This is a genomic window from Pseudovibrio sp. Ad26 (assembly GCF_001623285.1).
GTDB lineage: Bacteria > Pseudomonadota > Alphaproteobacteria > Rhizobiales > Stappiaceae > Pseudovibrio > Pseudovibrio ascidiaceicola.
The window spans coordinates 183709-208831 of the sequence record NZ_LMCE01000050.1; the positions used below are offsets into that span (position 1 = coordinate 183709).

Below are 25123 nucleotides of genomic sequence, written 5' to 3' on the forward strand. Positions count from 1 at the left end.
TAGATGCTCTAACCAAGGGCTCAGCTTTAGCTGGACTCATCAGGCAACCGGATTGTGAGTGCCGGATTGCGAGGAAAGAAGTTCATCGGCTGAATATGGATGGTCTTCCATTCTGTTGACATGACTGGCCAATCTTCCAAACGTGGTACATGGTGGAAGCCTGCGGTGAACCACGTGACCACATCTTTGTTCATGAGTTCGCGGTCCTGCTTGACCCATTCTGCCAGACCATCAGACCCGTCAGACCCCATGGCAAGCGCGCCACCTGCATAACGCTCATTTGGATCATAAGCAGTATTCCAGACGCTATACTCAATGTAGCGGTTACGCACGAATGGAGCATCGTTTTCAAAGTCAAATGGGGCATAGGACACGCTACCGTGGTGGAGCATGTATGCTGGTTTGTGGCCAAGGTAGCCGTCGACATTTCCGTTCATCACCATAAAGGCTTTCGGCTTCATGGAGCTGAGGCGGAAGCGGCCTTCCATCTCACTTTTGACCGGTGTGTTCTTAACCGTCCAGAGTGAACGACGTGGAACGTTGACCGGAGGCTCGCCGCCAACAATCTCCTGCACCATCATGGTGTTGTCTGGTCCGTCCACGTCAAAGTCCAGACGGAAGTTAAAGTAGTGGTCATGGAACGGTGCCACCAGATGCGGCGCGATAAGCGAACCATACTTGGTGTCTTCAGCAGCAGTTGGATCCTGCAAGGTTTTGGAAGCGACACCCTTCACGGCATCCAGACCGGATGCACCGACTTTCAGGTAAATCGTGCCATCCTGCTTGAAGCGGTAATCGATCAGGTAGTCGTAGTTGCCAACCTCAGAGGCCGTGCGGATGACCAGTTCAGTTTCTGGCCGACCTTCTGCAGGCACAAACTCGGTTTCTGATTGAGCAAAGACCTCAAAGTGACGCCATGCCGGGTTCCCAATATCACGCTCAAAAATGCAAATCGCGTCAGGAATTTCCAGTGGCTGGCCCATATCATCATGGATCAATGCCGGAAGGAAAGTCGCGTAATCCGGGCAATCTACATTCTTGCGCAGGGGAGTCAGGAATAGGCCAAATCCATATTCGCCGCTGTCCATATAGGTCCGCCAATACCAACCTGCAGATGGGTCCATATACGGTACGAACACTTCAGACAGAGAAGCTTGATAGAGCACTGAACGCCAGTTCGCACCATCATTGGCTTTGACCTGCGACAGCACAAGGCCCGGGCGTTTATCGACGCGATACCGCATCTTCCAGATGTCCCAGGTGATCTCACTGCCATCAATGCTGAAGTTTGGACCACCTTCCTGACGCAGGCGCGCCGGATTGGTTTTAGCCCTTAATGCTGTACGTTTGGCAACTTCGTCCTCATTATAGCCCCAGTCATCTTCTGGCAGTGGCACGGCGCCTTCATCAAGAACTTCCAGCACCTCGCGCTCAGAAAGTTCTACCACAGCCACCAGCCCCTCAACCGGCTTGGCATAGAAGTTGGAGCTTGTCGGATTCACATAACAAGGCACCTTCATCAGGCGCTTGCCTTGCTCTGCATCTGTGAAGAAGTTTCCAGCGGTCAATGGAAGGCAAAATACGTCATCTGGCGTTAAACCGCGTTTGGCAAGACCAGCAACCATACGCTCATCTCCAAGCGCAATCTCCATGGCTGACATAAAATCTGCCAACATGATCATGGGCTGACCTTCAAGCTCAGAAGTGCTTTCCACTGCTCCCTTGGTGATGTTCACTACGGCTTGGTAGAACTTGTCATTTTCCTGAAAATGCACAGTCGCTCTGCGATCAAGGCTCCCATCTGTCGCATTGCTCATGACCGCTTTTTTGTGTGGCTCCAACAGCTCAATCAGCGGATATAGCGTTTTATCACTGGCAGCATTGGCTTCAATCAGGGTTGCCCGAACCGCATTGAGTTCATCTCCTGTCAGGCCATCGAGTGGATGAGGATCTGCAGCATACGCGGCAGACGTGAGCATTGAGGCGGCCACAAGCCCCCCCAGCATCTTTAAAGTCATTGGTTCCCTCCCATCGGAAGGGGAGATGAACCCACCTGTGTCTTCTCCCCCTAAATCCGTCCAATCAAAGCTTAGGCGAGCCCGGATCGCCGTGTCTGCGCATCCTGTGCAATTTACTAGGCATATCGGTTCACAGTCGGCTCGTTCTGCCTGATCTGCTCCGCAAAGGTACGCGGCGACATGCCCACCTGCGCCCGAAATGCCCGGTTGAATGTCGATAGATCGCGGAATCCAAACTCGAACGCCAGTTGTGAGATTCTGAAGGCTTGCCGGGTATGCAGACGGCGCGATAATTCGCGTTTAAACCGACCGACACGTACCTTGGCAATCTGTTCGTTGCAGCTCAACCCATGTTCTCTGAACAGCCGATAAATGCTACTGCGTGACATACTGGAAAGCTTTGAAAGCTCGTCGATATTGAAACTCTCTTCCAACGCGTTGTCATGAATAAGCGACAACAACAGCTGCAACTTGTCGTAGCCCTCTTGCAGGGCGCCAGTATCTTCTTCAAGAAAAGTCGCACTCACCACATCGTTGAACGCCCCAGAGAGCAAATGTTGCTTCTGGCTTCCCGGTTGCGCTTCAAGCAGCAAATTCAAATGGGCGTTGATCAGTTGGCCAGACCCAGAAAATGCCGGGATCTTGCGGCCACAGGCATAGGTGGAGTTGAAGTGACGATGCAGTAAATGGCGGGGGATGTGGATGGAAATCTGGTCAGACCCCGAGGTACGGTTTGCCCTGAAACTGGAAGATTTGACGGAGTCGATCAACGTCATATCTCCAGGCTTGGAAAGCAGCGCGGTTTGTCCGTTCTGTTCCAACTCAGCTTCACCGCGAAGTTGCAGGATCAGGAAATAATAGGCCTCACCGTCCTTACTGATATCAGCAGGCCCGCGGGTGATCTCTTTTGCATTGTGAGTGACACGGGCACAATCAACATCGCCAAGCTGGAGTATGGAGGCATTTCCCGTGACACTTCCAGCTTCTGTGTTTGTGACGAAGTGACCACAGATTTCAGTCAGCCGTGTGTTCCATTCATCCAGCTCAAATCGGCAGGATTGATTTGAAGGTATCTGAATACACACTGGCGCCTCCCCTAACCAAAGGGAATGCTAGAAAGAATCTAAACAGCAATCAAGCCAGATATATGCATTTTCCTATAAATGACCTATTTCATATTCACACCAACTCAGTTTCAACGGTCAGTTCAGCTAAGTGAACTTTGTATATACTATTGTAAAACAGGGTTTTCTTAGGATGTAAGGCAGTCAAACCACAAGAATGGGCACAGTAGTCAAAATACATTCAAACACTGCTTATTTGCATTTCCATGGAACTGATATTATGCAAGTTCGCCATTATTCTCGGCCCAAAGTCCAGCTGTGGGCGAACTCCCGAAAAGATTTGAAGACGGGGCTCTGGTATTTCTCCGTGTTATAAACCAGCGAAAATTGCCGGATCATCTTGTGCTTCAAGGGCACAATCGACAAGCGTCCATCCTGAACGGCAGCACTGACCGAGCGGCGAGAAAGTACCGTCAGACCGAGCCCGGCAATGACTGAGTTGACGATGGCTGTGGTGCTGTTGAGCTCGAACGCTTCTGTCCACTCCTTCAGGTTCGCTGCTACTTCCGTCAGAAAATATTCTCGCGTACCGGATCCCGGCTCTCGCAAAACCCAGTTTTTTCCTTCCAGTGCTTCCAAATCAAGTGACCCATCCGCAGCAGGACACTGAGGTGGCGCGCAGACAACCACCATTTCGTCCGTCATCCACGGCTCAACCTTGAGACGTTTGTCACTAACCTTTGCCTCGATGAACCCCAGATCCAGCTCAAAATCGAGCAGCATCCTGCAGGTTTTGGTGGAATTGGAGAGGCTCATAGACTGGTGCAGATACCCCGTGTTCTCGCGGAAATCTCCGAGCAGGGTGGGCAGCAGGTGGTTACCAATTGTGTAGCTGGACCCAATACGCAAATTACCGTTGGTTGCATCGTCCCCTTCAAAGAGCTGCGTGATCGCTTCAGACCTGTCCAACAATTCGTCCGCCAGGGGGAGTAAACGCCGGCCTTGCTCGTTTAGGATGAGTTGCTTGTTGGCGCGATCAAACATCTTACGCCCCAACTGGCGTTCCAACTCAGCAAGAGCCATGGAAACAGCCGATTTGGTGAGAAACAGTTTTTCCGCCGCAGCCGTGATAGAGCCTTCCTGTGTAATAGAAACAAACACTTTTAACTGACGAAACGTTACATTCATTTCTCTTCGAGGCCTATATGTGGGACAGTATTGTATGAGGTTCAAAATTATTGAACCACCTATTCAATATATTCAGATTTTCAGGACATATCAAATCAGCTAGGAACTGGAGTTGCATACTTTGTCTTCTCACCCTCAGGTTACTGGCATTTCCGATGAATACTCTTCGAAACAAACTGGCTCACGTTCCGACCCCTCTCGGTGGCCTCGCGCTAGGGATAGCAAGTCTGGGCTGGTCGATGGAAAATGCCGGTGATTTTGGAGGAGTGCTGCAACTCACAGGCGCATTGATTTCCAGCGTATTGCTAGTGCTTTTGCTTGGTAAAATCTTTTTTGCGCACACTGCGATTTTTGAAGATCTGAGGCATCCCGTTGTTGGAAGTGTGCTCCCGACAACCGCTATGGCGCTGATGATCGTTTCCTATGCAATCGCCCAATACAACTTCGCCATCGGGCAAATGCTCTGGTTGTTGGGGATTGCCCTGCATTTCACGTTCTTATCTGTGTTCATTTTTCATCGCGCAAAAGGCTTCAATCTACAACATATGGTCCCAAGCTGGTTTGTGCCGCCAGTTGGAATCATTGTGGCCGCTGTTGCTTTTCCCGGTGGTGTGTTTGAAGGCTTTGCAAACGCTTTGCTCTGGTTTGGACTGGTTGCCTACGCGCTGATGCTTCCAATGATGCTATATCGTTTGATTTTTCACGCCGAAGTGCCGGATGCAGCGAAACCAACCATCGCAATCCTCGCTGCACCTGCCAGCCTCTCGCTTGCTGGTTACCTCACACTGACGAGCAATCCATCTCCAATTATGGTCGCCGTGCTCGGCGGAATTGCTGTCGCGATGACGGCGCTGATTTACATCTCATTCCTGCGCTTGTTCCGCTTACCGTTTTCTCCGGGCTTTTCCGCCTTCACATTTCCACTCGTAATTGGCGCAACGGCGCTCTTTAAAACGGTAACATGGATGGAAAGTCTGGGTGCGAATGCCAGTCTTGTCGCGCAGATCAGAGCCTTGGCACACATTGAGCTTTATGTGGCGACCGCAGTTGTTTTCTATGTGAGCTTCAAATACCTGACATTCTTCGCACCAGCCCTATTGCCAGCGCGCGCAACGGGACAGCAGACCAACTAGCTGGATTTACTGAACATCTTCGTTTTATCGAACAAGTTCTCCAATGTGTTCATCCGCTCCTTGGTCACCTTCCATGTGGAGGTGGTCATGGCCTCGATCATGGCTTCCAGAATGAACATGATGACAACGCTGCTGTCCCAAGCCGACGGGGCTTCAATGCGAGCGTTGAAAACATACTCTGCATTAACGGCAGCAGGTGACGTCCACTGATCAGTAAAGACGATCACAACCGCCCCGCGTTCACGTGCTAAATCGACAAATCGCAGGATATCGTGTTCGTATCGGCGGATATCAAACACGACCACCACGTCACCCTGCTTCATATTCAGGAGATAATGCGGCCACGTGTTTGAATTGGAGGCGATGGCAATAACATCGTCGCGGATCACCTGCAAATGGGTGAAAAAATAGTCCGACAAAGCACGTGTAATACGGCCACCTACAATGTGGACAGCGCGCTCACGATCAGTCAGCAAACGCACTGCCTGATCGAAATCCTGCGTGTCGAGCTGCTGTAAGGTTTGTTTCAGGTTGTCGATGACAGCGTCAGCAAACCTGTTCAGAATATGTGCATCGGGTGCATTTCTGGTCCAACGCTCTTGTTTGGAGATTGGGTTGGAAATTGTTTCTTCCACCTCCAATCGCAAAGCGGACTGTAATTCCGTAAACCCAGCAAAACCAATCTTTTGCGCCATTCTGACGACTGTTGGACCAGACACATTTGCAGATTTTGCAAGCTCGGAAACGCTGCCTAATCCGCTGACTGGATAATTTGCAAGCAAAGAGACGGCCAGCTGACGCTCCGCACGAGTTAACCCATTAAAATGTCCGCGTAATTTTTCTGCGACAGTCTGTTCATTTGGGTCTCTCACGTCTCTCACCTGCCTCATGTATGTATATTTGCCTAGTTTTTAGGCTTTATGAAACGTTCCTTTCAGACTAGTCTCCATGGAAACGTTTCTTTCAGAAACTCTTTTACGAATAAAAAGACTGAAAGTACAAGGAAAAACAAGATGCAATCGGGGGGACTGTTCTTGTCTGAAGTCAAAATTGACCAGATAGAATCTGTTGGCAACGACACTGTTGAAACGATCAATACAGGAGGAACGGCTCCAGTTGTGTTGATCTGCGAACATGCATCCAAGTTTATTCCTGCATACCTAAATGGCCTCGGTCTAAGTGAAGAAGCTGCAAGCAGCCATGCAGCTTGGGATCCAGGAGCTTTGGCGATTGCCAAACTTCTCTCCACCAAGCTGAACGCACCTTTGGTCGCTCAACGAATTTCGCGCCTCGTTTATGATTGTAACCGCCCACCGGAAGCACCCAGTGCCATGCCGGAAAAAAGCGAGATCTACGAGGTGCCGGGCAATGTTTCGTTGAATGATGAACAGCGGCAAGACCGGGCCAACAAATTTTATCGCCCCTTCCAGTCTGAAGTAAAACAGGTGATCGACGCCAAATATACGGCGGGTCAGCTTCCGGTGATGGTCACGATCCACTCGTTCACACCAGTTTACAACGGCAAGAAAAGAGCCGTCGAGGTAGGTGTGCTGCATGACAGCGATACCCGCTTTGCCGATGCACTGCTGGAAGCACTGTGCCCATCGGATCTCTACGTCATCCAAAGAAACGAACCATATGGGCCGGAAGACGGGGTTACGCATACCCTCGTTGATCAGGCACAATCCCGCGGCCTGCTAAACGTTATGATTGAAGTTCGCAACGACTTAATCGCGGAGCGAGCAGACCAGAAGAAAATTGCAGACTTGTTAGGAGAGGCAATTCTGCAAGTCCTGCCACAGTTTAGCGCTGAAACAACTGTGAGCGGGCAGGGAGCAACAACAAAAGCAAGGGCAGTAGATTAATGCCAAGGGGAATAGTTGTTTTCGTCAGGTATGTGGACTGGATCAACAAATATGTTGGTCGCTTCGCCATGTACCTCATCTTCGTGATGCTGGGGGTGCTGTTGTACTCCTCAATCGCGAAGACCTTTTTCGCACCGCCACTCTGGACGCTGGAAACAGCTCAGTTCACCATGGCAGCCTACTACCTTCTGGGTGGCGCCTATTCCATGCAGACACAGTCTCACGTGCGCATGGACCTGTTTTACGGAAGCTGGTCTCCACGGCGTAAAGCCACCATGGATGTCATGACCATCCTGCTTCTGATCCTGTACCTCATCTTCCTCCTTTACGGCGGTCTTTCCTCGTTGGAATACGCAGTCAAATACGGTGAGGAAAGCTACTCGGCTTGGGCACCACCTATGGCGCCAATCAAAGCCATTATGTGTTTTGGAATATTCTTGATGCTGCTTCAGGCAATCGCGACGTTCTTTAAAGACTTGGCCGCCGCCCTTGGGAGGCCTGCGCCATGAGTTATGAACTGATCGCAATTTTGATGTTCTCCAGCATGATGCTGATGCTCCTGACCGGGCAACGTGTTTTTGCTGCTATTGGTTCCGTTGCTGTTATCGCCGCCCTTCTGCTGTGGGGTGATGGTGGCTCCGAAATCGCCTTCTCCGCCAGCATGAAGCTGATGAAGTGGTACCCGCTCCTCACGCTGCCACTGTTCATTTTCATGGGCTATATGCTCTCTGAATCAGGCATTGCCGAAGATCTTTATAAGATGTTCCATGTCTGGACAGGTGGCCTTCATGGTGGATTGGCCATCGGCACAGTCGGCCTCATGGTGATGATTTCAGCCATGAACGGTCTGTCTGTGGCCGGTATGGCCATCGGCGCAACAATCGCTCTGCCTGAACTGCTTCGTCGTGGCTATGACAAAGTCATGGTAACCGGCGTTATTCAGGCCGGTTCTTCACTGGGCATTCTCGTACCGCCAAGTGTGGTGCTGGTTCTTTACGGCATGATCGCCCGTCAGCCGGTTGGTAAACTCTGGCTCGCAGGTGCGATTCCAGGCCTGCTGCTGGCAGGACTGTTCATTCTTTACATCGTAGTTCGTTGCCGCCTTCAGCCAGAACTGGGCCCAACCCTTTCTGAAGAAGAGCGCAAAGAGATCACTTGGTCTGAAAAAATCCGCCTTTTGCAAGCCGGCGTGATCCCGCTGTTCATCTTCTTTGCGATGACTGGCCTGTTTCTAATGGGGGTGACCAGCCTCGTGGAAAGTTCCGCCGTTGGAGCAACAGCTGCAACACTGGCAGCTGCATTCAAGCGACGCCTCACATTCCGCTTGCTGCACATCACCACTGAAAAGACGCTTCAGATCAGCTGTATGTTCATGTGGATCATTCTTGCAGCTCTTGCGTTTGGTGCTGTGTTTGACGGATTGGGCGCTGTGCGTGCGATTGAAGGCTTCTTCGTGGGTGACCTTGGTCTTGGCCCATGGGAAATCCTTCTGCTGATGCAGCTTTCCTACATCGTCATGGGCATGTTCCTGGATGACACTGCAATGCTGGTTATTGTGGCTCCACTCTACGTGCCATTGGTCAAAGTGCTTGGGTTTGATCTGGTCTGGTACGGCGTGCTGTACACCATCACTTGTCAGATCGCCTATATGACACCGCCATTTGGCTACAACCTGTTCCTGATGCGTGCCATGGCGCCGCCGGAGATCTCGCTGACAGACATCTACAAATCCATCATTCCATTCGTGGCAATCATGGTGTTTGGATTGGCTCTGGTCACGATCTTCCCGCAAATCGCGCTTTGGCTGCCCAACCTTTACTACGCGAGGTGACATGACAAGGCATCATAAACGTACCCATTGAAGTAATTAGCGAATTCCGGATGGAGACAGATAAAAATCACACCCCTCGCTATAAAAAGTCCACCGGTTCTGAGGGATCCAGAAATTCATATTCCAAGGGGAATTGAGTATGACGAATAGACGTGATTTTCTTAAGAAAGCTGGTTTAACAACCGTCGCCGCTGCTGGTGCATCTACCCTTGCAGCTCCGGCTGTTCATGCTGCAGGTCGTCCTATCAAATGGCGCCTTCAGACATATGCTGGTGCAGCACTTGCTCAGCACGTGATCAAGCCATCCATTGACGCCTTCAATAAGGCGGCAAATGGTGAGATGGAGATCGAGCTGTACTACGCAGACCAGCTGGTACCAACTGGTGAACTTTTCCGTGCCATGCAGCGCGGCACCATTGATGCTGTTCAGTCAGATGATGACTCCATTGCAGCACCAGTAGATGTATCTGTTTTCGGTGGCTATTTCCCATTCGCTTCCCGTTACAGCCTGGATGTTCCAGCCCTGTTTAACCACTGGGGTCTGAAAGAGATCTGGGAAGAAGCTTATGACGAAGTAGAAGGCGTTAAGTGGCTTTCCGCTGGTGCATGGGATCCTTGTCACTTTGCGACAAAAGACCCGATTCGCAGCCTTGCTGACCTGAAAGGCAAGCGCGTCTTCACCTTCCCAACCGCTGGTAAATTCCTGACACGCTTCGGCGTTGTTCCGGTCACCCTGCCATGGGAAGACATTGAAGTTGCAATGCAGACTGGCGAACTGGACGGTATTGCGTGGTCCGGTATCACTGAGGATTACACTGTTGGTTGGGCTGACGTGACCAACTACTTCCTCACCAACAACATCTCCGGTGCATGGGCTGGCTCTTACTTTGCCAACGAAGAGCGCTGGAATGAGCTGCCAGATCACCTGAAGACCCTCTTTAACCTGTGCATGGATAGTTCTCACTACTATCGCCAGCACTGGTACTGGGCAGGCGAAGCCAAGCTGCGCACGCAAGGCGAGAAGATGGAGCTGACCTCCATTCCTGATGAAGAGTGGGCAACTGTTGAAGACGAAGCTCTCAAGTTCTGGGATGAAATTGCAGCCAAGTCTGAGCGTAACGCCCGCGTTGTTAAAATCCTGAAGGAATACAACGCAGCGATGGCAAAAGCCGGTCGTCCTTACCGTTACGGCTAAGCTGTTTTTTTAAAGATTGGTCAGCCCGGTTTTTGGGCTGGCCACACCACACAGTAACGAAGCAGTGTCGGTGATGCCATGCAGGAGAGGCACGGGCATCCGCCGCTTTAACAGGGTCCTCGGGGAACAGGTATGTTGCGAGAAGAAACCAAAAAGACACGTAGAACCGGAAAACTGACCCTCGACGAGTTGCGCGAGCTGGTCGACACCGGTGAGATAGACACCGTTATCGCAGCGCAAGTGGACATGCAGGGCCGCTTGATGGGCAAGCGTTTTCAGGGCGAGTTCTTCGTGAACAGCGCCTGGGAAGAGACCCACAGCTGTAATTATCTGCTTGCAACCGATATGGAGATGGCCACTCCGGATGGCTACAAGGCCACAAGCTGGGAAGCGGGCTATGGCGACTACGTCATGAAGCCAGACCTTGCCACCTTGCGCGTTATTCCATGGCTGGAAGGCACCGCACTGGTACTGTGCGATGTGCTGGACCACCACACCCACAAAGAAGTTCCACATTCTCCGCGCGCCATTTTGAAAAGCCAAGTCGACCGCCTCGAAGGCATGGGCATGACCGCTAACATGGCAACTGAGCTGGAGTTCTTCCTGTTCAAAGAGAGTTTTGAAGAAGCCCACGCAAAAGGTTACCGCAATATTTCGCCGGTTTCTGCGTACAACGAGGACTATCACATCTTCCAGACCACCAAGGAAGAGAACGTGATGCGTGCCATCCGTAATGGCCTTAACGGCGCGGACATTCCGGTCGAGTGTTCCAAAGGTGAAGCCGATGCGGGTCAGGAAGAGATCAACGTCCGTTATTCCGATGCGTTGAAGATGGCAGATCGCCATTCCATCATCAAGAACGGCTGTAAAGAGATCGCATGGCAGAACGGCCAGAGCATCAGCTTTATGGCGAAGTGGCACTATGATGCTTCTGGCAGTTCCTCCCACGTGCACCAGTCTCTCTGGGGCAAGGATGGCGAGTCTCTGTTTTACGATCCATCCGGCGACTACGGCATGTCTAAGATGATGCGCCATTACCTCGCTGGTTTGCTGAAGTATGCGAGTGCGATCACCTATTTCCTCGCGCCAAACATCAATTCTTACAAACGCTTTGCCGCTGGCACCTTTGCGCCAACCAAAGCCATCTGGAGCATGGACAACCGCACGGCTGGCTACCGAGTATGCGGCGATGGCACCAAGGCTGTGCGTGTTGAATGCCGTGTTGGCGGTGCAGACCTGAACCCATATCTGGCAATGGCGGCGCTGCTGGCTGCCGGCATTGATGGCATCGAAAACGAGCTTGAGCTGGAGCCGGAATTCAGAGGCGATGCTTATGGAGGTGAGGGCGCTCGCGAGATCCCGACGACCTTGCGCGATGCTGCTACCGAGATGAAGTCTTCTGAAATGCTTCGTGCTGCATTTGGGGGCGATGTGATTGATCACTACGCACATGCCGCCAAGATCGAGCAGGATGAATATGACCGCCGTGTAACCGACTGGGAAGTTGCACGCGGGTTTGAACGGGCCTGATAAAACCAGCCCACGCTGTGAATGATGAGTTGACCATGACAAAAACACTAAAATGTATTTCGCCGGTTGATGGTTCTGTATTTGCAGAACGTCCGGTGGCAAGCCAGAAAGAAGCAGAAGCCGTCATTGCCAGTGCCAAGACTGCGCAGAAAGAGTGGGCAGCGCGTCCACTCGAAGAGCGCATCAAACTGGTTATGGCTGGTGTCGCAAAGATTGGTGAACAGAACGACGAAATCGTTCCGGAACTTGCAAAAATGATGGGTCGTCCGGTCCGTTACGGTGGCGAGTTCGGCGGCTTTAACGAGCGCGCTTCTCACATGGCAAAGATCGCGGAAGAAAGCCTGAAACCGATCATTGCCGAAGAGAACGACAACTTTGAACGCCGCATCGAGAAGGAACCGCACGGCGTCATCCTCGTGATCGCACCTTGGAACTATCCATACATGACTGCGATCAACACCGTTGCTCCGGCCCTGATTGCTGGCAACGCGGTGATCCTAAAGCACGCCACCCAAACGCTTCTGGTTGGTGAGCGTATGGCCAGTACCTTTGCAGAAGCAGGTGTTCCGGCAGAGGTATTCCAGAACCTCTTTCTTGATCATGACACCACATCGCACCTGATCGCAGGCCGCAATTTCGGCTTCGTCAACTTTACAGGTTCTGTTGGTGGTGGTCGCGCTATGGAGATCGCTGCAGCTGGCACCTTCACAGGTCTTGGACTTGAGCTGGGCGGTAAAGATCCGGGCTACGTGATGGATGATGCGGATGTTGAGGCAGCGGCTGAAACACTCATTGATGGTGCTATGTTCAACTCCGGCCAGTGCTGCTGCGGTATCGAGCGCATCTACGTGCATTCTTCCAAATACGATGCTTTCGTGAGGAAGGCTGTCGAGATCGTTTCCGGTTACAAACTCGGCAACCCGCTGGATGAGACAACCACCATCGGCCCGATGGCGAACGTTCGTTTTGCAGATCTGGTACGCAAACAGGTGGCAGATGCTGTTGAGCAAGGCGCAAAGCCTATGATCGACGCGGGCCTCTTCCCGGAAGATGATGGTGGCGCTTACCTCGCACCTCAAATCCTCGTGGATGTAAACCACGATATGGAAGTTATGCGCGAAGAGAGCTTCGGCCCTGTGGTCGGCATCATGAAAGTGGAGAGCGACGAAGAAGCAATCCGCCTGATGAACGACAGTCACTACGGCCTGACGGCGTCTCTCTGGACACAGGATCCCGCACGGGCAGCAAAGCTCGGCGCTCAGATTGAGACCGGTACCGTGTTCATGAACCGTGCGGACTATCTGGACCCGGCTCTGTGCTGGACAGGCTGCAAAGATACTGGTCGCGGAGGCGCTCTGTCGGAAATCGGCTACCAGAACCTGACCCGTCCAAAATCGTATCATCTTAAAAAGGCATAAGAAAAATGACTCTGACAGCAAACTGGAGCTACCCGACCGCCATCCGCTTTGGTGCCGGGCGCATTAAGGAATTGGCCGACGCATGCGCTGCTGCTGGCATCAAAAAGCCATTGCTGGTGACCGACAAGGGCCTTGCTAGCCTGCCAGTTACCGCAAGTACCCTGGACGTGATGGAAGAGGCAGGCCTTGGCCGCGCCATGTTCTTTGAGGTTGATCCAAACCCGACTGAGATCAATCTGGAAGCAGGTGTTGCAGCCTTCAACGCAGGTGATCATGACGGTGTGATTGCATTCGGTGGAGGCTCAGGCCTCGATCTTGGCAAGCTGATTGCGTTCATGGCAGGTCAAACGCGCCCTGTTTGGGATTTCGAAGATATTGGTGATTGGTGGACACGGGCTGACGCGGATGCGATCTACCCGAACATTGCTGTTCCAACCACTGCTGGCACTGGCTCTGAAGTTGGTCGTGCAAGCGTGATCACCAATTCTGAGAGCCACGTAAAGAAGATCATTTTCCATCCAAAGATTCTCCCAAGCGTTGTGATCTGTGATCCAGAGCTGACTGTTGGCATGCCGAAGATGATCACCGTTGGGACTGGCATCGATGCATTCGTGCATTGTCTGGAAGCCTACAGCTCTCCGCATTACCACCCAATGTCTCAGGGCATCGCGCTGGAAGGCATGCGCCTTGTGAAGGAAAACCTGCCGAAAGTCGTTGCAAATCCGAATGATATTGAAGCTCGTGGTCACATGATGAGTGCGGCAGCAATGGGCGCAGTAGCCTTCCAAAAAGGCCTTGGCGGTATTCACGCGCTGGCTCATCCGGTTGGGGCGGTTTACAACACGCATCATGGTCTGACCAATGCTGTGATCATGCCAACTGTGCTCAAGTTCAACCGTGCAGCGATTGAAGAGCGCATTGAGAAACTGGCGGCTTACCTTTATATTCCCGGCGGTTTCGACGGTTTCTTCGATTTTGTTATGAAGATGCGCTCGGATATGGGTGTGCCAAATACCCTTGCCGAACTGGGTGTAGGCACTGACAAGATTGATGTGCTTGCAGAAGAAGCAGTGAAAGATCCAAGTGCTGGCGGCAATCCGGTCGAGTTTACGCTGGAAGCTGCAAAAGCGCTGCTTATTGAAGCGATTGGAGAACAGGTATCGGCCTGATTTCTCTCTAAATTACAAACGACTAGCCCTGCAAAGCTTCAAGCTCTGCGGGGCTTTTTTTGTCAGCCGCAATTACTCCGGCAGTCCACAACAACTTATCAGATAGTCATAGGCGTCCGGGCTCAATTCTGGGCCAAGAACCCGTTTCAAATCAACATTGTAGTCGCCAAGCCATTTGATTTCGGTGCGGGTGAGATCAACCATGTTGAGCATCTGCGGTTCAATGGGGATGTAGGAGAGGTTCTTGAAAACGAGGAAACCATCGTCTTCCTCTACGATCTCAAAAAGGTTCTCAATCCGGATACCGTATTGATTTGCAACGTAATATCCCGGTTCAATGGACATTACCATGCCAGCAACGAGGTCCACCGGATTGTAAGGCTTGCCGATGCGTTGCGGCTGTTCGTGAACGGAAAGGAAGTGCCCAATCCCATGACCGGTACCGTGATCATAATCGAGCCCCAGATCCCAAAGCGGCCTACGGGCAAACCCGTCGATGTGATGACCTTGTGTACCTTTCGGGAAACGCAGCGAAGCCAACGCTACAAAGCCTTTGAAAACAGCGGTGTAGGCGGCTTTAAACTCTTCCGATGTTTCCGAGAACGCAAAGGTGCGTGTCGCGTCGGTGGTGCCATCCTGATACTGGCCGCCAGAATCCAGCAGATATGTGTGGTCAGGAAGGATCGCGGAATTGGAGGCACCCGTAGCTGCATAATGGCACATAGCGGCATTACCTGAAGCTGCAGAGATGCTTCTAAAGCTCGGATAAACAAAGTCTTTCTGACGTTTGCGCTCGGTCAGGATACGTTCTTCCGCTTCCAGCTCGTGCACCGGATCGCCTGCCTTGGCTCTTTGCGGAACCTCCCGTTTTAACCAGGCAGAAAACTCGGTCCATGCGATGCCATCACGCACATGACAATCGCGCAATCCTTTGAGTTCATTGGCGTTTTTCTTAGCCTTAGTGAGTGTCACGGCTCCTTGTTCCATGACGGGAATACCACCAGAGGCCTGAACAGCAAGACGGGTTGCGACGGGAGAGAACATCGGATCGATCAGAACCTGCGTTCCTTCTCCGGTCATTTTTTCCAGCGAGCTGATGAAGCTGGCAGGGTCTGCGGTTTCCACTTTCTCCAGCTCATACTCATCCAAGCTATTGGAAAGCTTACGCGAATCCACGAACCAAATCGCAGAGCCATCATCTTTCAGCAGCAGGAAGGAATGCGGGATAGGGTTGAATTCTACGTCATCACCGCGAACATTTAGAAGCCAGGCAATGTTGTCGGGCTGGGTTTCCACCAGCACCTTCGCGCCTTTGTGCTTCAGATGCGCTGCAATTTCAGTCCGTTTCTCGAGGCTGGTTTTACCTGCTTTATCAAGGGAGTACGGCGTAACTGGAGAGAGCGGTTTTTCTGGTTGGTCCGACCAGACTGCATCAATGATATTGCTAGCTGTTGCCACCAGTGTGGCACCTGTGTCTTTAGCTCCGCCAGCAAAACGATCCCACCAAGCTGAGGGGATAAGCATCGGGTCGACGCCAACTTGCTGCCCTGCCTTTATATTGGTGGAAATCCAATTTTCCAGTGGTTCATCAAAGATATGCTGGTAGGAAAAGAACTCGCCGCTGCATTGGTTGCGCACCTGAACGGTGTAGCGGCCATCAACAAACATAACCGCTTGATCTACTGTGACAATCGCCAGACCTGCGGAGCCAGTGAAGCCAGTTGCCCATGCCAGACGCTCGTCATGCGGGGCGCAATATTCCCCCTGATGCTCATCAAAACGCGGGATGATAACTGCATCCAATCCGCTGCGCTTCAGCTCGTCTCGTATGAGGTTCAAGCGGTCTGTGGTTCTTTCAAATTTCTGATTTTCCAACATTTTTTGCTCGATCGTGTGATGGGGTTTTATGCTGATAGAAGAGCTTCGGCATGATGACAAGCCACTTTACCGAGCTCGTCTAATGCCCTCAATCTGGGAGTTTCACTTTGGCATCGCCCTGAGGCATGGGGACATCTTGCATGGAATGCGCAGCCCTTTGGCACGTTGAGCGGGCTAGGCAGTTCGCCTGATATTGAAGGCCGAGTATGGCGTTTGTCTGGATCAAGAGAAGGGGCTGCTGCCAGAAGAGCCTTGGAGTAGGGGTGTTTGGGGGCGTTGAAGAGCTGTTCTGAATCGCCAATCTCAACAATTGTACCCAAATAAATCACGGCGACCCTGTGGGATACATGGCGGACAAGTCTGAGGTCATGGGCAACGAACAGGATGGTCAGATCCAGCTTATCTTGCAGTTCCAGCAGCAAGTTCACCACCTGCGCCTGAACTGATACATCCAGAGCCGACACCAGTTCGTCCGCAACCAGCACCTCTGGTTCAACCGACAAAGCGCGTGCAATTGCAATGCGTTGGCGTTGTCCGCCAGAAAACTCATAGGGCAGCTTATCCGCAGCATCTTGCGGCAGGCGCACCAAGTCCAACAACTCGGCTATGCGATCATTGATCTGCTCAGGTGGCCGCATGTTGTGAACACGCAGCGCCTCGCTCAAGACCTGTCGCACTGTCATGCGGGGATTGAGGGAGGAATACGGGTCCTGAAACATCATCTGGACCTTGCGGTTATACTCTCGCAAGGCAGCGGCATCCTTGGCTGCAACCTCTTGCCCGTCATAATGTATTTTGCCCGCATCTGCCTCATAAAGGCGGGCCAGACAGCGGGCTAAAGTGGACTTCCCGCAGCCAGATTCGCCAACAATGCCAAGCGTTTCACCCCGTTTTACTTCAAGGCTCACCCCGTTGAGTGCTTTGACAATGCGTTTTTGTTTGCGTTGAATTGCGTCGAAGAGGGTTCTTTTGAGCGGAAAGTGTAAATGAAGGTCTTCAACTTCCAAAACCGGAGCTTCATTGGTCATGCCAGCACCTCCTCACGAATGTCTGCTGTGAAATGGCAGGCAGATGAAATTCCATCTCCCAACACGGAGAGTGGTGGTTTGGTACCAAGGCACACATCCTCCGCTTTGTGGCAGCGCGGCGCGAAGGCACATCCTTTGGGCAGAGCATCCAGCGCCGGTGGTGTGCCGGGAACAGAGTACAGCGGTGTGCGGGGTGGCATGTTTTCCGGTACCGATTTCAGCAGGCCTAGTGTGTAAGGGTGCTGAGGTCGTTTCAGGACATCGCGAACTGAACCGCTTTCTACCAGGCGACCAGCGTACATCACCGCCACACGATCACAGGTTTGTGCAACGACCCCCAGATCATGGGTCACCAGCACAATCGCCATATTGAGATCCTTTGCCAACGACAACAGCAGCTGCAAGATCTGATCCTGAATGGTGACATCAAGCGCGGTGGTCGGTTCATCAGCCAGCAACAGCTCCGGATTGGACGCCAGTGCGATGGCGATCATCACACGCTGGCGCATGCCGCCGGAGAACTGGTGCGGAAAGTCCTTGAGCCGTGATGACGCGCTGGGAATACCCACCATATCCAGCAGTTCGATGGCGCGTGCCTTGCGGGCGCGGCGATCCAGATCGGTGTGGGCTTTCAGGTTTTCCTCAATTTGCAACCCAACAGTGAGCAGCGGGTTGAGTGAGGTCATGGGTTCCTGAAAGATCATGGAGATCTGGCTACCACGAACGCACTGCAACTGTTTGTCTGTTTGAGTGAGCAGATCCTCCCCCTTCCAGTAAACATTACCTTCCACCGTGCCATAGTCGCGAGCAAGGCCGATGATGGAGCGCAAACTGATGGATTTACCAGAGCCACTTTCGCCCACCAGTCCAAGCACCTCACCAGCACGCACATCAAACGAAATGCCATCAACAGCGCGCAGAACGCGGCCTTTGCTGTGGAAGGTGGTGGTGAGATCGCGAACCTGTAATAGGCTCTCATTTGGGTTGGTCATTATGATGCCCCCCGTGGTCTGAGAACATCAGCAAGGCTGTCTCCCACAAGAGAGAATCCAAGCCCAGTCACAACAATCGCAATCCCCGGCATCAGGCTCATCCACCAGGCGGTGGTGATGAAGTTACGCCCTTCTGCGATTAATACACCCCATTCTGCCTGCGGTGGCTGTGCGCCAAGGCCGAGATAACCAAGAGAAGACCCAAGTAGGATGGCGAGCGCCATGTCGGTCATCCAATAGGTGATCAGCGGCGTTGTGGCGTTGGGCAACAAATGACGGAAGATGATGCGAGTGGAGGAATATCCCATCACCCGTCCGGCAGAGGCATAATCGCTGGTCATCTGCATCATGATTTCTGCACGGGTGAGGCGGGCATAATAGACCCACTGCACCAGCGTCACTGCCACGTACATGTTGGTCAGTCCCGGTCCCAAAACCGCAACAACAGCAATAACCAGCACCAGAAACGGGAAGGTGATGGTGACATCAACCAAGCGGCCAAAGAGCACATCGGCGATGCCGCCGTGATAAGCAACCAGCGAGCCAACGACAACGCCAATCACCATGGCGAAGAAGGTGGCAAAAAACGCAATTTGCATATCAACCTGATACGCCCAGATCACGCGGGAAAGGGTGTCGCGGCCCAGATTGTCCGTGCCAAACGGATGCGCCCAACTTGGTGACTTCTGGATCGCATTAAAGTCAAAGGCATTGGGATCATACGGTGCAAATGCCCATGGGAATACGGCAAGCAGGATGGAAGAGGACAGGATGAAGAAGCCCAGCAGGAACCCTGGGCGGAGCAGAGCTTTGACCCGTGGGTGGAGCTTTTTCTTCTGCGGCGTGGTGGCTTGAAGAGTATCGAGCTGGGTCATGACAGGCGCAACCTCGGATCAAGCCATGCCTGCACCATGTCGGTGAACAGAAACACGAGAGAAACCATAACAGCAAAGGTGAGTGTGAGGCCCTGTATCAACGGATAGTCACGGGCAAAGATCGCTTCCAGCATCAACCGGCCAAGGCCGGGCACCGCGAATACCGTCTCCGTCACCAGCGTCCCACTCATCAGGTTTCCAATGGAAAGGCCAAGCAGTGTGACAGTGGAAATCATTGCGTTGCGCAGAACATGGCGGCCCAGAATGACACTGCGCGACAACCCCTTGGAGCGGGCGAACTGCACATAGTCCGCATCCAGCACTTCAATCACCGCAGAACGCAAGTTCCGCATGATGATGGCAGAAGTGTAAAGCGCAACCGTCAGGGCGGGCAGCATCAAGTGGTGCAGGTGTTGCAAAAACGTGGTTCCGTAACCACCAACCGGAAACAGCCGCAGGGACGCTGCAAGGAAGGTGAGCAGCAACAGACCAATGTAAAACACCGGGGTTGAAAGCCCCACCTGAAAGCCGCTGCGAATGGCAATATCCAGACCACCATTTTTATTCAGCGCAGCAACAAAGGCCAGCGGGCCAGCAATGAGAATGGAAAGGCAAACGGCATAGAGGGTGAGGAACGCCGTGACTGGAATACGTTCAATAATAACTTCCAGTACGGGCGTTTTGAGAAGAATGGATGTGCCCATATCTCCACTCAAAGTGTTCTTTACAAAATAGAAGAACTGCATGACCAGCGGTTCATTTAACCCGAGTTTTTGGCGGATGAGTTCCAGCTGAGCTTCGGTGGCTTTGGCATCGGCCATGGCAATGGCCGGATCCCCTGGCAACATACGCACCAGCAGAAAGATAACGACCATCACAAGAAGAAAGGTCGGAATAATCTGCAGCAGCCGTGACACCAGATAGGAAAGTGACGACATTCCTGATTCCTAATAGGGCGAGAGTATTGAGAGCCGAAGCGACAGAGTTATGGGATTGACGCTTCAGCTTTCCGGATTGCATGGGGCAGGTGGTCTGGTCCTGCCGTTTTCTGATCAGACCACCTGTTCTGTTTACTTCACGCCCGGTTTGCCTGTTGATGCAGACCGGGCGCACTCAGTGGAGAAGTTATTTTGCAATCCACGCCGAGGAGAACTCGTTGTTCCCCAACGGTGTCTGGAGATAACCGTTCACGTTGGCAGACAGAGCAACAGCAAATGGCGTTTCATAGAGGAACAGAAGCGGGGCCGCATCTGCATAGATTTCCTGCATGCGCTTGTATTGCTCGCTGCGCTTTTCAGGATCGATCTCGGTGTTGGAGGCTTCAAACAGGGAGTTGAATTCTGCGTTGTTCCAACCAGTGCCAACAGCTTTACGGGTTGGGTAATAGCCCAGCCAGCCAGCAACCTGTGCCGGATCGTTCACATCATTCACCCAGCCGTAGGTATGAATGTCGAACTCGCCGGAACGGTTCTTCGCGCCGCGGGTCGGGTTATCAACCTGCTCCACTTTCACGTTGACGCCGATTGCACCCCACATTTGCTGGATGGCAGCAAACAGAGTTGCATCATCAGAAGAGCCTGCAAGTGTGGTCAGTGTAATTTCTGCACCTTCAAGACCTGATGCAGCTGCCAGTTCTTTCGCCTTGGCAACATCATAAGGGTATAGCGGGCCACCATCATGTGCCAGCTGCGTTGTCGATGCCATCAATGGGGATGTCATGGACTTGCCAGTGCCATGCGTGATCAGCTGAACCAGAGCATCCTTGTTGATGGCGTAGTTCAGCGCCTGACGCGCCTCTTTGGTCGCCATTGGGTTTGGAGAGCCATCTGCCCGGGTTTCACGAGAGTTGATCGGGCTGTAGATGATACGGGTGGATGGATACAGCTCCATATTGATTGCAGGATCTGCCTTCAGCTCTGCTACACGAGAGAATGGCACAAACTCAGCACCGTTCACTTCACCTGCCTGCAACTTCAGAATACGTGTGGCATCATCCGGAATCACGACGAAGCTTACTTCATCCAGATACGGCAATGGCTTACCATCTTCGCCCTGACGCCAGTAATTCGGGTTGGCGGAGAAGGTCATGGTGCTGCCGCGTGTGCGGTCTTTCAGCGTGAATGGACCGGAAACCGGTGTGCCCGGAGCGAAAAGAGCTGTTGCCTTTTCCTGATCATTGGCTCCTGGTGCTACCTCAAATGCAGCCTTGGACACGATCGCGGTGTTGAAGGTCGCCAGAATTGAGATAATGGTCGGGTCAGGGTTTTTCATGGCGAGCATAACGCCATTGTCGGTCTCTGTGATACTCTCAACTGACCCAAGAAGACCAGACCATGGGCCGAAATCAGGATTGGTGGCGCGCTCCAGCGAGAACTTTACATCAGCTGGCGTAATTGCAGAACCATCGGAAAACTTGATGCCGTCGCGTAGGGTGATGGAGATGGTTTTACCATCTGCAGAAACCTCATAACCGGACGCCAGACCCGGTACGATGGTCTTGCCATCTGCCTTGGTGCGAAGCAGGGTATCGTAGAGGTTTGTGACCATCCAGATATCTGGGTTCCGATCTGCGTAAACTGGATCAACCAGATTGGAATCATCATAGCGAGCGAAGGTGAGCGTGCCACCACGTTCTACGGCCTGAGCCGAATTGATGGCGAGCATCGACACGCCTGCAAGCGCGGCAATCAACAAAGTCTTCATGATAGTCCCCTCAATTGATACACGCCTGGCCTGCTTATTATTTTATGATGCATGGCGGCGCGCAGGTGGTGGCTTCTCCCAATAATTCCATTAGCCACCGGTGATATATCAGTATTATCTCTGATATATCTCTGTTTGCAAGAGGCAAAACTCAGTAAAGAAGAATTTTCACGACAGCAAAGCGAGACAGGGAGATAGTTTAGGAGTGAAATATTGCTAAAATTACAGTTTCACTGAGAGAAACTTGCGCACGTTATTCCTAGGAAACTTGACGTGTTTCCAACAATCTCGGAGCCAAACAATTGATTTATTCTGGAATACGGCTTTCCAGACAAAGAAACGCGGCGCAGGAATAATTTTCCAACACCGCGTTAAAAATGAACACCATTCATTGAACTGAAGGATATTTTCCCTCACGCATCCTGTTTAGGTGCTGCCTTCTGAAAGGCTTCAATCTGCTCAGTTTGCTTGATAATGGCATTGATGCGGGAGAGGTGAGATCGATCCACACCCCAGCGATCCGCATTGTAAACTTGCGGGACAAGGCAGATATCCGCCAGTGTCACCTGGTCCCCATGACAGAATGTGCCGCTCTGCCCATCTGCGAGCATCTGCTCAAAGGCATCGAGGCCCTTGGCGATGAACTCGCGCATCCAGTCAACTTTGACCTGATCATCTCCGCCAGCCAGCTCTACAATGCGCTGAACCACACCCAGATTACAAACCGGGTGAATATCCATGGCGATGGCATGAGACAGTGCTCGCACACGGGCACGCTCGCGAGCTGAGGATGGCATCAGGGCAGGGGCTGGGTGCAACTCATCCAGATATTCGATGATGGCGAGTGACTGGATCAGCATATCGCCGTCCAAATCCAGCGACGGCACAAAACCCTGTGGGTTGCGGCTCAGGTTTTCATCAGCCTTCTGCTCGCCTTTGAGCAGATTGACCGTAACCATATCGTAGGAGAGCCCTTTCAGGTTCAATGCGATGCGGACCCGGTAGCTCGCGGAAGAACGCCAGTAATCATATAATCTAATGTTGCTCATCGTATTGGCGCCCCCTCCCAGAGCTCAATTCATGATCTTACGCGTATCCTTGTCCGAAAATCGGTTCTGATCTTTCGGAGATACGCTTCAGGCCCCGTTGGCAGCCTCGGCACTCATTTCCCCAATAAGTCCCTCTGCATTTTTTTGAACCTTTTCCATCAATGTCAGAAGAACCGCCTGTTCTTCTGCGGAAAGGTTCTCAGTCAGTGCCGCTTCTACATCCCGCACCAGCGGAATGACATCGTTGAACACGGCAAGACCTTTTTCGGTCAGACGCAGGACGGATTTACGGCGGTCCTCTCCGTCAATATCGCGGCGCAGGAACTCCTTTTTGCGGAGAGCCTGCACAGCGCGACTGACATTCACCTTGTCCATACTGGAGCGTTCAACAATCTCAGAGGCAGACAGCGCCTGATTGCGACCCAGAATTGCCATGGTGCGCCATTCGGAGACGCTGAGGCCGTACCGTTCCCGGTAAACACTTGAGACAGCTGTACTAACGGCAGTGCCAAAAACACGGACCTTATAGGGAAAGAACGACCCAAGCTGGAAGTCTTCCTTGTCCATCGTGTTGTTCGCAGTCACCATCATCACGTCTCGTTGGTTTAAAATGAAACTATTGCGCACTCATACTTGCACAATCATCCTGATAGTATCAATTGCAACTATATGTCAAGAGCATGATCAGCGCCTCTGATATATACCCAAAAGTAGAATAATTAGCTATTTTTAGCTATTTTTAGCCATTTTGCAGCATTTTAGCCCGTTTTCTTACGCTTAGGGAATTTGTTTTGGCGGAAAATGTTATTGACAAAGTTACAAGTGAAACTATTCTGAGATTAGATAAATTACAGATTGCCTGAGTCTGGGAGGACCAGCAGGTGATCTTCAATTGCCAAGGATGTGTTATGACGAGTTGGATCGAGAGTGCGAACGCACCGCACTGCCATTTCCCAATCCAAAATCTTCCCTACGGCGTGTTTGCCAAAAACGGTGAAGAGCCACGTTGTGGTGTTGCGATCGGTGACATGGTTGTTGACATGGCTATGCTGGAATCTGCCGGCCTTCTCAAAGCGGGCGCCGCCACTACAGTTTTCGATAAGCCAACTCTGAATGCCTTCATGGGCCTTGGCAAAACATCCTGGGACAGCGTTCGCGAGCAGCTCACATCGCTGTTTGCGAAAGGCGGCAATGACGCTCTTTCCGGCAATGATACGTTGAAAGCAAAAGCGCTGGTGCCAATGAGCGCTGCGCAGATGTACCTGCCTTTTGCAGTTTCTGAATACACCGATTTTTACGCCGGCAAGCAACATGCCATGAACATTGGCACTATTCTTCGCGGCGCTGAGAATGCACTACCACCCAACTGGTTGCATATCCCAATCGGATACAATGGCCGCGCCTCAACGGTCATTGTATCCGGTACAGATATCAAGCGCCCTCTGGGTCAAACCAAAGCGCCAACGGCTCAGGTGCCTTCTTTCAAAGCCTGTGCACGCCTCGATATCGAGTTGGAAATGGGTGCGGTTGTTGGTACGCCAAGCACTATGGGTCAGCCGATCACCGTGCAGGAAGCCGATGATATGATCTTCGGTTATGTGCTGCTCAACGACTGGTCCGCACGCGACATTCAAGGCTGGGAATATCAGCCGCTTGGTCCGTTTCAGGCGAAAGCATTTGCAACCTCCATCAGCCCGTGGGTTGTGACGAAGGCAGCACTGGAATCCTTCCGAACCAGCACACCAGAGCGTGAAAAAGAGCTTCTGCCTTATCTCAATGAGCCGGGTCCGATGATCTACGACATTGAGCTGCAGGCCTACATGCAGCCAGAAGGCACTGACAAAGCGACTTTGCTCTGCCACACCAATTACAACCGCATGTACTACTCTGCGGCACAGCAGTTGACCCACCATGCCATTGGCGGCTGTAAAATGAACACGGGCGACCTGCTCGGCTCCGGCACCATTTCAGGTGCGGACAAGGCTGAGTTTGGTTCCCTGATGGAACTCACATGGGGTGGCAAAGAGCCGATCACTCTGGACAGCGGTGAAAGCCGCACGTTCATCGAGGATGGTGACACCCTGACGCTGACAGGCTGGGCACAGGGCGATGGCTTCCGCATCGGCTTCGGCGAATGTACCGGCAAAATTCTGCCAGCTCCAGATTTCAAAGCATAATTTAGGATAG

21 protein-coding genes are annotated in these 25123 nt (G+C 52.3%); 9 read left to right on the forward strand and 12 right to left on the reverse strand.

The features are described from left to right. Window positions 1-26: 26 nt before the first annotated feature. From PsAD26_RS11925 to PsAD26_RS11935, 3 genes are all read right to left on the reverse strand, one after another. Window positions 27-2018, reverse strand: a complete 1992-nt coding sequence (locus PsAD26_RS11925) for a tyramine oxidase (RefSeq protein WP_063310599.1) — start codon at window positions 2016-2018, stop codon at window positions 27-29. A 116-nt stretch (window positions 2019-2134) separates the two neighbouring features. Beyond that, window positions 2135-3103 carry a helix-turn-helix domain-containing protein gene (locus PsAD26_RS11930; protein ID WP_063310600.1) on the reverse strand — a complete coding sequence of 323 codons (969 nt, stop codon included), beginning with the start codon at window positions 3101-3103 and terminating at the stop codon, window positions 2135-2137. Window positions 3104-3376: 273 nt separating this feature from the next. Beyond that, window positions 3377-4270, reverse strand: a complete 894-nt coding sequence (locus PsAD26_RS11935) for a LysR substrate-binding domain-containing protein (RefSeq protein ID WP_063310601.1) — start codon at window positions 4268-4270, stop codon at window positions 3377-3379. 155 nt (window positions 4271-4425) lie between these two features. Between PsAD26_RS11935 and PsAD26_RS11940 the strand changes: the two genes are divergently transcribed. Next, entirely contained in the window at window positions 4426-5403 is a 978-nt protein-coding gene (locus PsAD26_RS11940; RefSeq protein ID WP_063310602.1) for a TDT family transporter, read from the forward strand. Here the strand turns inward: PsAD26_RS11940 and PsAD26_RS11945 are convergent. After that, window positions 5400-6275, reverse strand: coding sequence for a MurR/RpiR family transcriptional regulator (locus PsAD26_RS11945; protein WP_206600005.1), 876 nt, complete (start codon window positions 6273-6275; stop codon window positions 5400-5402). The two genes, PsAD26_RS11940 and PsAD26_RS11945, sit on opposite strands and share 4 nt — an antisense overlap. A 162-nt stretch (window positions 6276-6437) precedes the next feature. On the opposite strand from PsAD26_RS11945, the gene PsAD26_RS11950 reads away from it, so the two are divergent. The 7 genes from PsAD26_RS11950 (at window position 6438) to PsAD26_RS11980 (ending at window position 14411) form a co-directional block, all read left to right on the forward strand. After that, a complete protein-coding gene (locus tag PsAD26_RS11950) occupies window positions 6438-7268 on the forward strand; it encodes an N-formylglutamate amidohydrolase (protein ID WP_063310701.1) in 831 nt (276 codons plus the stop codon). Beyond that, window positions 7268-7777 (forward strand): TRAP transporter small permease subunit, encoded by a 510-nt coding sequence (locus PsAD26_RS11955; RefSeq protein ID WP_063287600.1) that lies wholly within the window; start codon window positions 7268-7270, stop codon window positions 7775-7777. Before PsAD26_RS11950 ends, PsAD26_RS11955 begins: the two co-directional genes overlap by 1 nt. Next, on the forward strand, window positions 7774-9099 hold the full coding sequence (locus tag PsAD26_RS11960; RefSeq protein WP_057461333.1) for a TRAP transporter large permease subunit: 1326 nt from the start codon (window positions 7774-7776) through the stop codon (window positions 9097-9099). The genes PsAD26_RS11955 and PsAD26_RS11960 overlap by 4 nt, the downstream gene beginning before the upstream one ends. Before the next feature lie 139 nt (window positions 9100-9238). Then, a complete protein-coding gene (locus tag PsAD26_RS11965) occupies window positions 9239-10294 on the forward strand; it encodes a TRAP transporter substrate-binding protein (RefSeq protein WP_057461334.1) in 1056 nt (351 codons plus the stop codon). A gap of 132 nt (window positions 10295-10426) precedes the next feature. Beyond that, window positions 10427-11824 (forward strand): glutamine synthetase family protein, encoded by a 1398-nt coding sequence (locus PsAD26_RS11970; RefSeq protein WP_063310604.1) that lies wholly within the window; start codon window positions 10427-10429, stop codon window positions 11822-11824. A gap of 35 nt (window positions 11825-11859) precedes the next feature. After that, the gene (locus tag PsAD26_RS11975; RefSeq protein ID WP_063310702.1) at window positions 11860-13242 is read left to right on the forward strand and encodes an aldehyde dehydrogenase family protein; all 1383 of its coding nucleotides are present in this window, start codon (window positions 11860-11862) and stop codon (window positions 13240-13242) included. Window positions 13243-13247: 5 nt separating this feature from the next. Beyond that, window positions 13248-14411, forward strand: a complete 1164-nt coding sequence (locus tag PsAD26_RS11980) for an iron-containing alcohol dehydrogenase (RefSeq protein WP_063310605.1) — start codon at window positions 13248-13250, stop codon at window positions 14409-14411. Window positions 14412-14483: 72 nt separating this feature from the next. Here the strand turns inward: PsAD26_RS11980 and PsAD26_RS11985 are convergent, their stop codons facing one another. The 8 genes from PsAD26_RS11985 to PsAD26_RS12020 form a co-directional block, all read right to left on the reverse strand. Further along, the gene (locus PsAD26_RS11985; protein ID WP_063310606.1) at window positions 14484-16289 is read right to left on the reverse strand and encodes a M24B family metallopeptidase; all 1806 of its coding nucleotides are present in this window, start codon (window positions 16287-16289) and stop codon (window positions 14484-14486) included. Between the two features lie 26 nt (window positions 16290-16315). Continuing rightward, window positions 16316-17317 carry an oligopeptide/dipeptide ABC transporter ATP-binding protein gene (locus tag PsAD26_RS11990; RefSeq protein ID WP_063302933.1) on the reverse strand — a complete coding sequence of 334 codons (1002 nt, stop codon included), beginning with the start codon at window positions 17315-17317 and terminating at the stop codon, window positions 16316-16318. Next, window positions 17314-18309: an ABC transporter ATP-binding protein gene (locus tag PsAD26_RS11995; RefSeq protein ID WP_063310607.1), complete on the reverse strand. Its 996-nt coding sequence runs from the start codon at window positions 18307-18309 to the stop codon at window positions 17314-17316. The genes PsAD26_RS11990 and PsAD26_RS11995 overlap by 4 nt, the downstream gene beginning before the upstream one ends. Then, on the reverse strand, window positions 18309-19184 hold the full coding sequence (locus tag PsAD26_RS12000) for an ABC transporter permease (RefSeq protein WP_063310608.1): 876 nt from the start codon (window positions 19182-19184) through the stop codon (window positions 18309-18311). The genes PsAD26_RS11995 and PsAD26_RS12000 overlap by 1 nt, the downstream gene beginning before the upstream one ends. Then, window positions 19181-20122 carry an ABC transporter permease gene (locus PsAD26_RS12005; RefSeq protein WP_063310609.1) on the reverse strand — a complete coding sequence of 314 codons (942 nt, stop codon included), beginning with the start codon at window positions 20120-20122 and terminating at the stop codon, window positions 19181-19183. Before PsAD26_RS12005 ends, PsAD26_RS12000 begins: the two co-directional genes overlap by 4 nt. A 187-nt stretch (window positions 20123-20309) precedes the next feature. After that, window positions 20310-21887: an ABC transporter substrate-binding protein gene (locus PsAD26_RS12010; protein ID WP_063310610.1), complete on the reverse strand. Its 1578-nt coding sequence runs from the start codon at window positions 21885-21887 to the stop codon at window positions 20310-20312. Window positions 21888-22300: 413 nt separating this feature from the next. Continuing rightward, on the reverse strand, window positions 22301-22936 hold the full coding sequence (maiA, locus tag PsAD26_RS12015; protein WP_063310611.1) for a maleylacetoacetate isomerase: 636 nt from the start codon (window positions 22934-22936) through the stop codon (window positions 22301-22303). A gap of 87 nt (window positions 22937-23023) precedes the next feature. Further along, window positions 23024-23563, reverse strand: coding sequence for a MarR family transcriptional regulator (locus PsAD26_RS12020; protein WP_208985649.1), 540 nt, complete (start codon window positions 23561-23563; stop codon window positions 23024-23026). A gap of 281 nt (window positions 23564-23844) precedes the next feature. On the opposite strand from PsAD26_RS12020, the gene fahA reads away from it, so the two are divergent. Beyond that, entirely contained in the window at window positions 23845-25113 is a 1269-nt protein-coding gene (gene fahA, locus PsAD26_RS12025) for a fumarylacetoacetase (RefSeq protein ID WP_063310613.1), read from the forward strand. Window positions 25114-25123: the final 10 nt, after the last annotated feature.

What these genes read in the sequence shown, in the direction of transcription:
- PsAD26_RS11925 (WP_063310599.1), bottom strand. Translation starts at nt 2,018, where the DNA reads ATGACTTTAAAGATGCTGGGGGGGCTTGTGGCCGCCTCAATGCTCACG.
- PsAD26_RS11935 (WP_063310601.1), bottom strand. Translation starts at nt 4,270, where the DNA reads ATGAATGTAACGTTTCGTCAGTTAAAAGTGTTTGTTTCTATTACACAG.
- PsAD26_RS11940 (WP_063310602.1), top strand. Translation starts at nt 4,426, where the DNA reads ATGAATACTCTTCGAAACAAACTGGCTCACGTTCCGACCCCTCTCGGT.
- PsAD26_RS11955 (WP_063287600.1), top strand. Translation starts at nt 7,268, where the DNA reads ATGCCAAGGGGAATAGTTGTTTTCGTCAGGTATGTGGACTGGATCAAC.
- PsAD26_RS11960 (WP_057461333.1), top strand. Translation starts at nt 7,774, where the DNA reads ATGAGTTATGAACTGATCGCAATTTTGATGTTCTCCAGCATGATGCTG.
- PsAD26_RS11965 (WP_057461334.1), top strand. Translation starts at nt 9,239, where the DNA reads ATGACGAATAGACGTGATTTTCTTAAGAAAGCTGGTTTAACAACCGTC.
- PsAD26_RS11970 (WP_063310604.1), top strand. Translation starts at nt 10,427, where the DNA reads ATGTTGCGAGAAGAAACCAAAAAGACACGTAGAACCGGAAAACTGACC.
- PsAD26_RS11975 (WP_063310702.1), top strand. Translation starts at nt 11,860, where the DNA reads ATGACAAAAACACTAAAATGTATTTCGCCGGTTGATGGTTCTGTATTT.
- PsAD26_RS11980 (WP_063310605.1), top strand. Translation starts at nt 13,248, where the DNA reads ATGACTCTGACAGCAAACTGGAGCTACCCGACCGCCATCCGCTTTGGT.
- PsAD26_RS11985 (WP_063310606.1), bottom strand. Translation starts at nt 16,289, where the DNA reads ATGTTGGAAAATCAGAAATTTGAAAGAACCACAGACCGCTTGAACCTC.
- PsAD26_RS11990 (WP_063302933.1), bottom strand. Translation starts at nt 17,317, where the DNA reads ATGACCAATGAAGCTCCGGTTTTGGAAGTTGAAGACCTTCATTTACAC.
- PsAD26_RS11995 (WP_063310607.1), bottom strand. Translation starts at nt 18,309, where the DNA reads ATGACCAACCCAAATGAGAGCCTATTACAGGTTCGCGATCTCACCACC.
- PsAD26_RS12000 (WP_063310608.1), bottom strand. Translation starts at nt 19,184, where the DNA reads ATGACCCAGCTCGATACTCTTCAAGCCACCACGCCGCAGAAGAAAAAG.
- PsAD26_RS12005 (WP_063310609.1), bottom strand. Translation starts at nt 20,122, where the DNA reads ATGTCGTCACTTTCCTATCTGGTGTCACGGCTGCTGCAGATTATTCCG.
- PsAD26_RS12010 (WP_063310610.1), bottom strand. Translation starts at nt 21,887, where the DNA reads ATGAAGACTTTGTTGATTGCCGCGCTTGCAGGCGTGTCGATGCTCGCC.
- maiA (WP_063310611.1), bottom strand. Translation starts at nt 22,936, where the DNA reads ATGAGCAACATTAGATTATATGATTACTGGCGTTCTTCCGCGAGCTAC.
- fahA (WP_063310613.1), top strand. Translation starts at nt 23,845, where the DNA reads ATGACGAGTTGGATCGAGAGTGCGAACGCACCGCACTGCCATTTCCCA.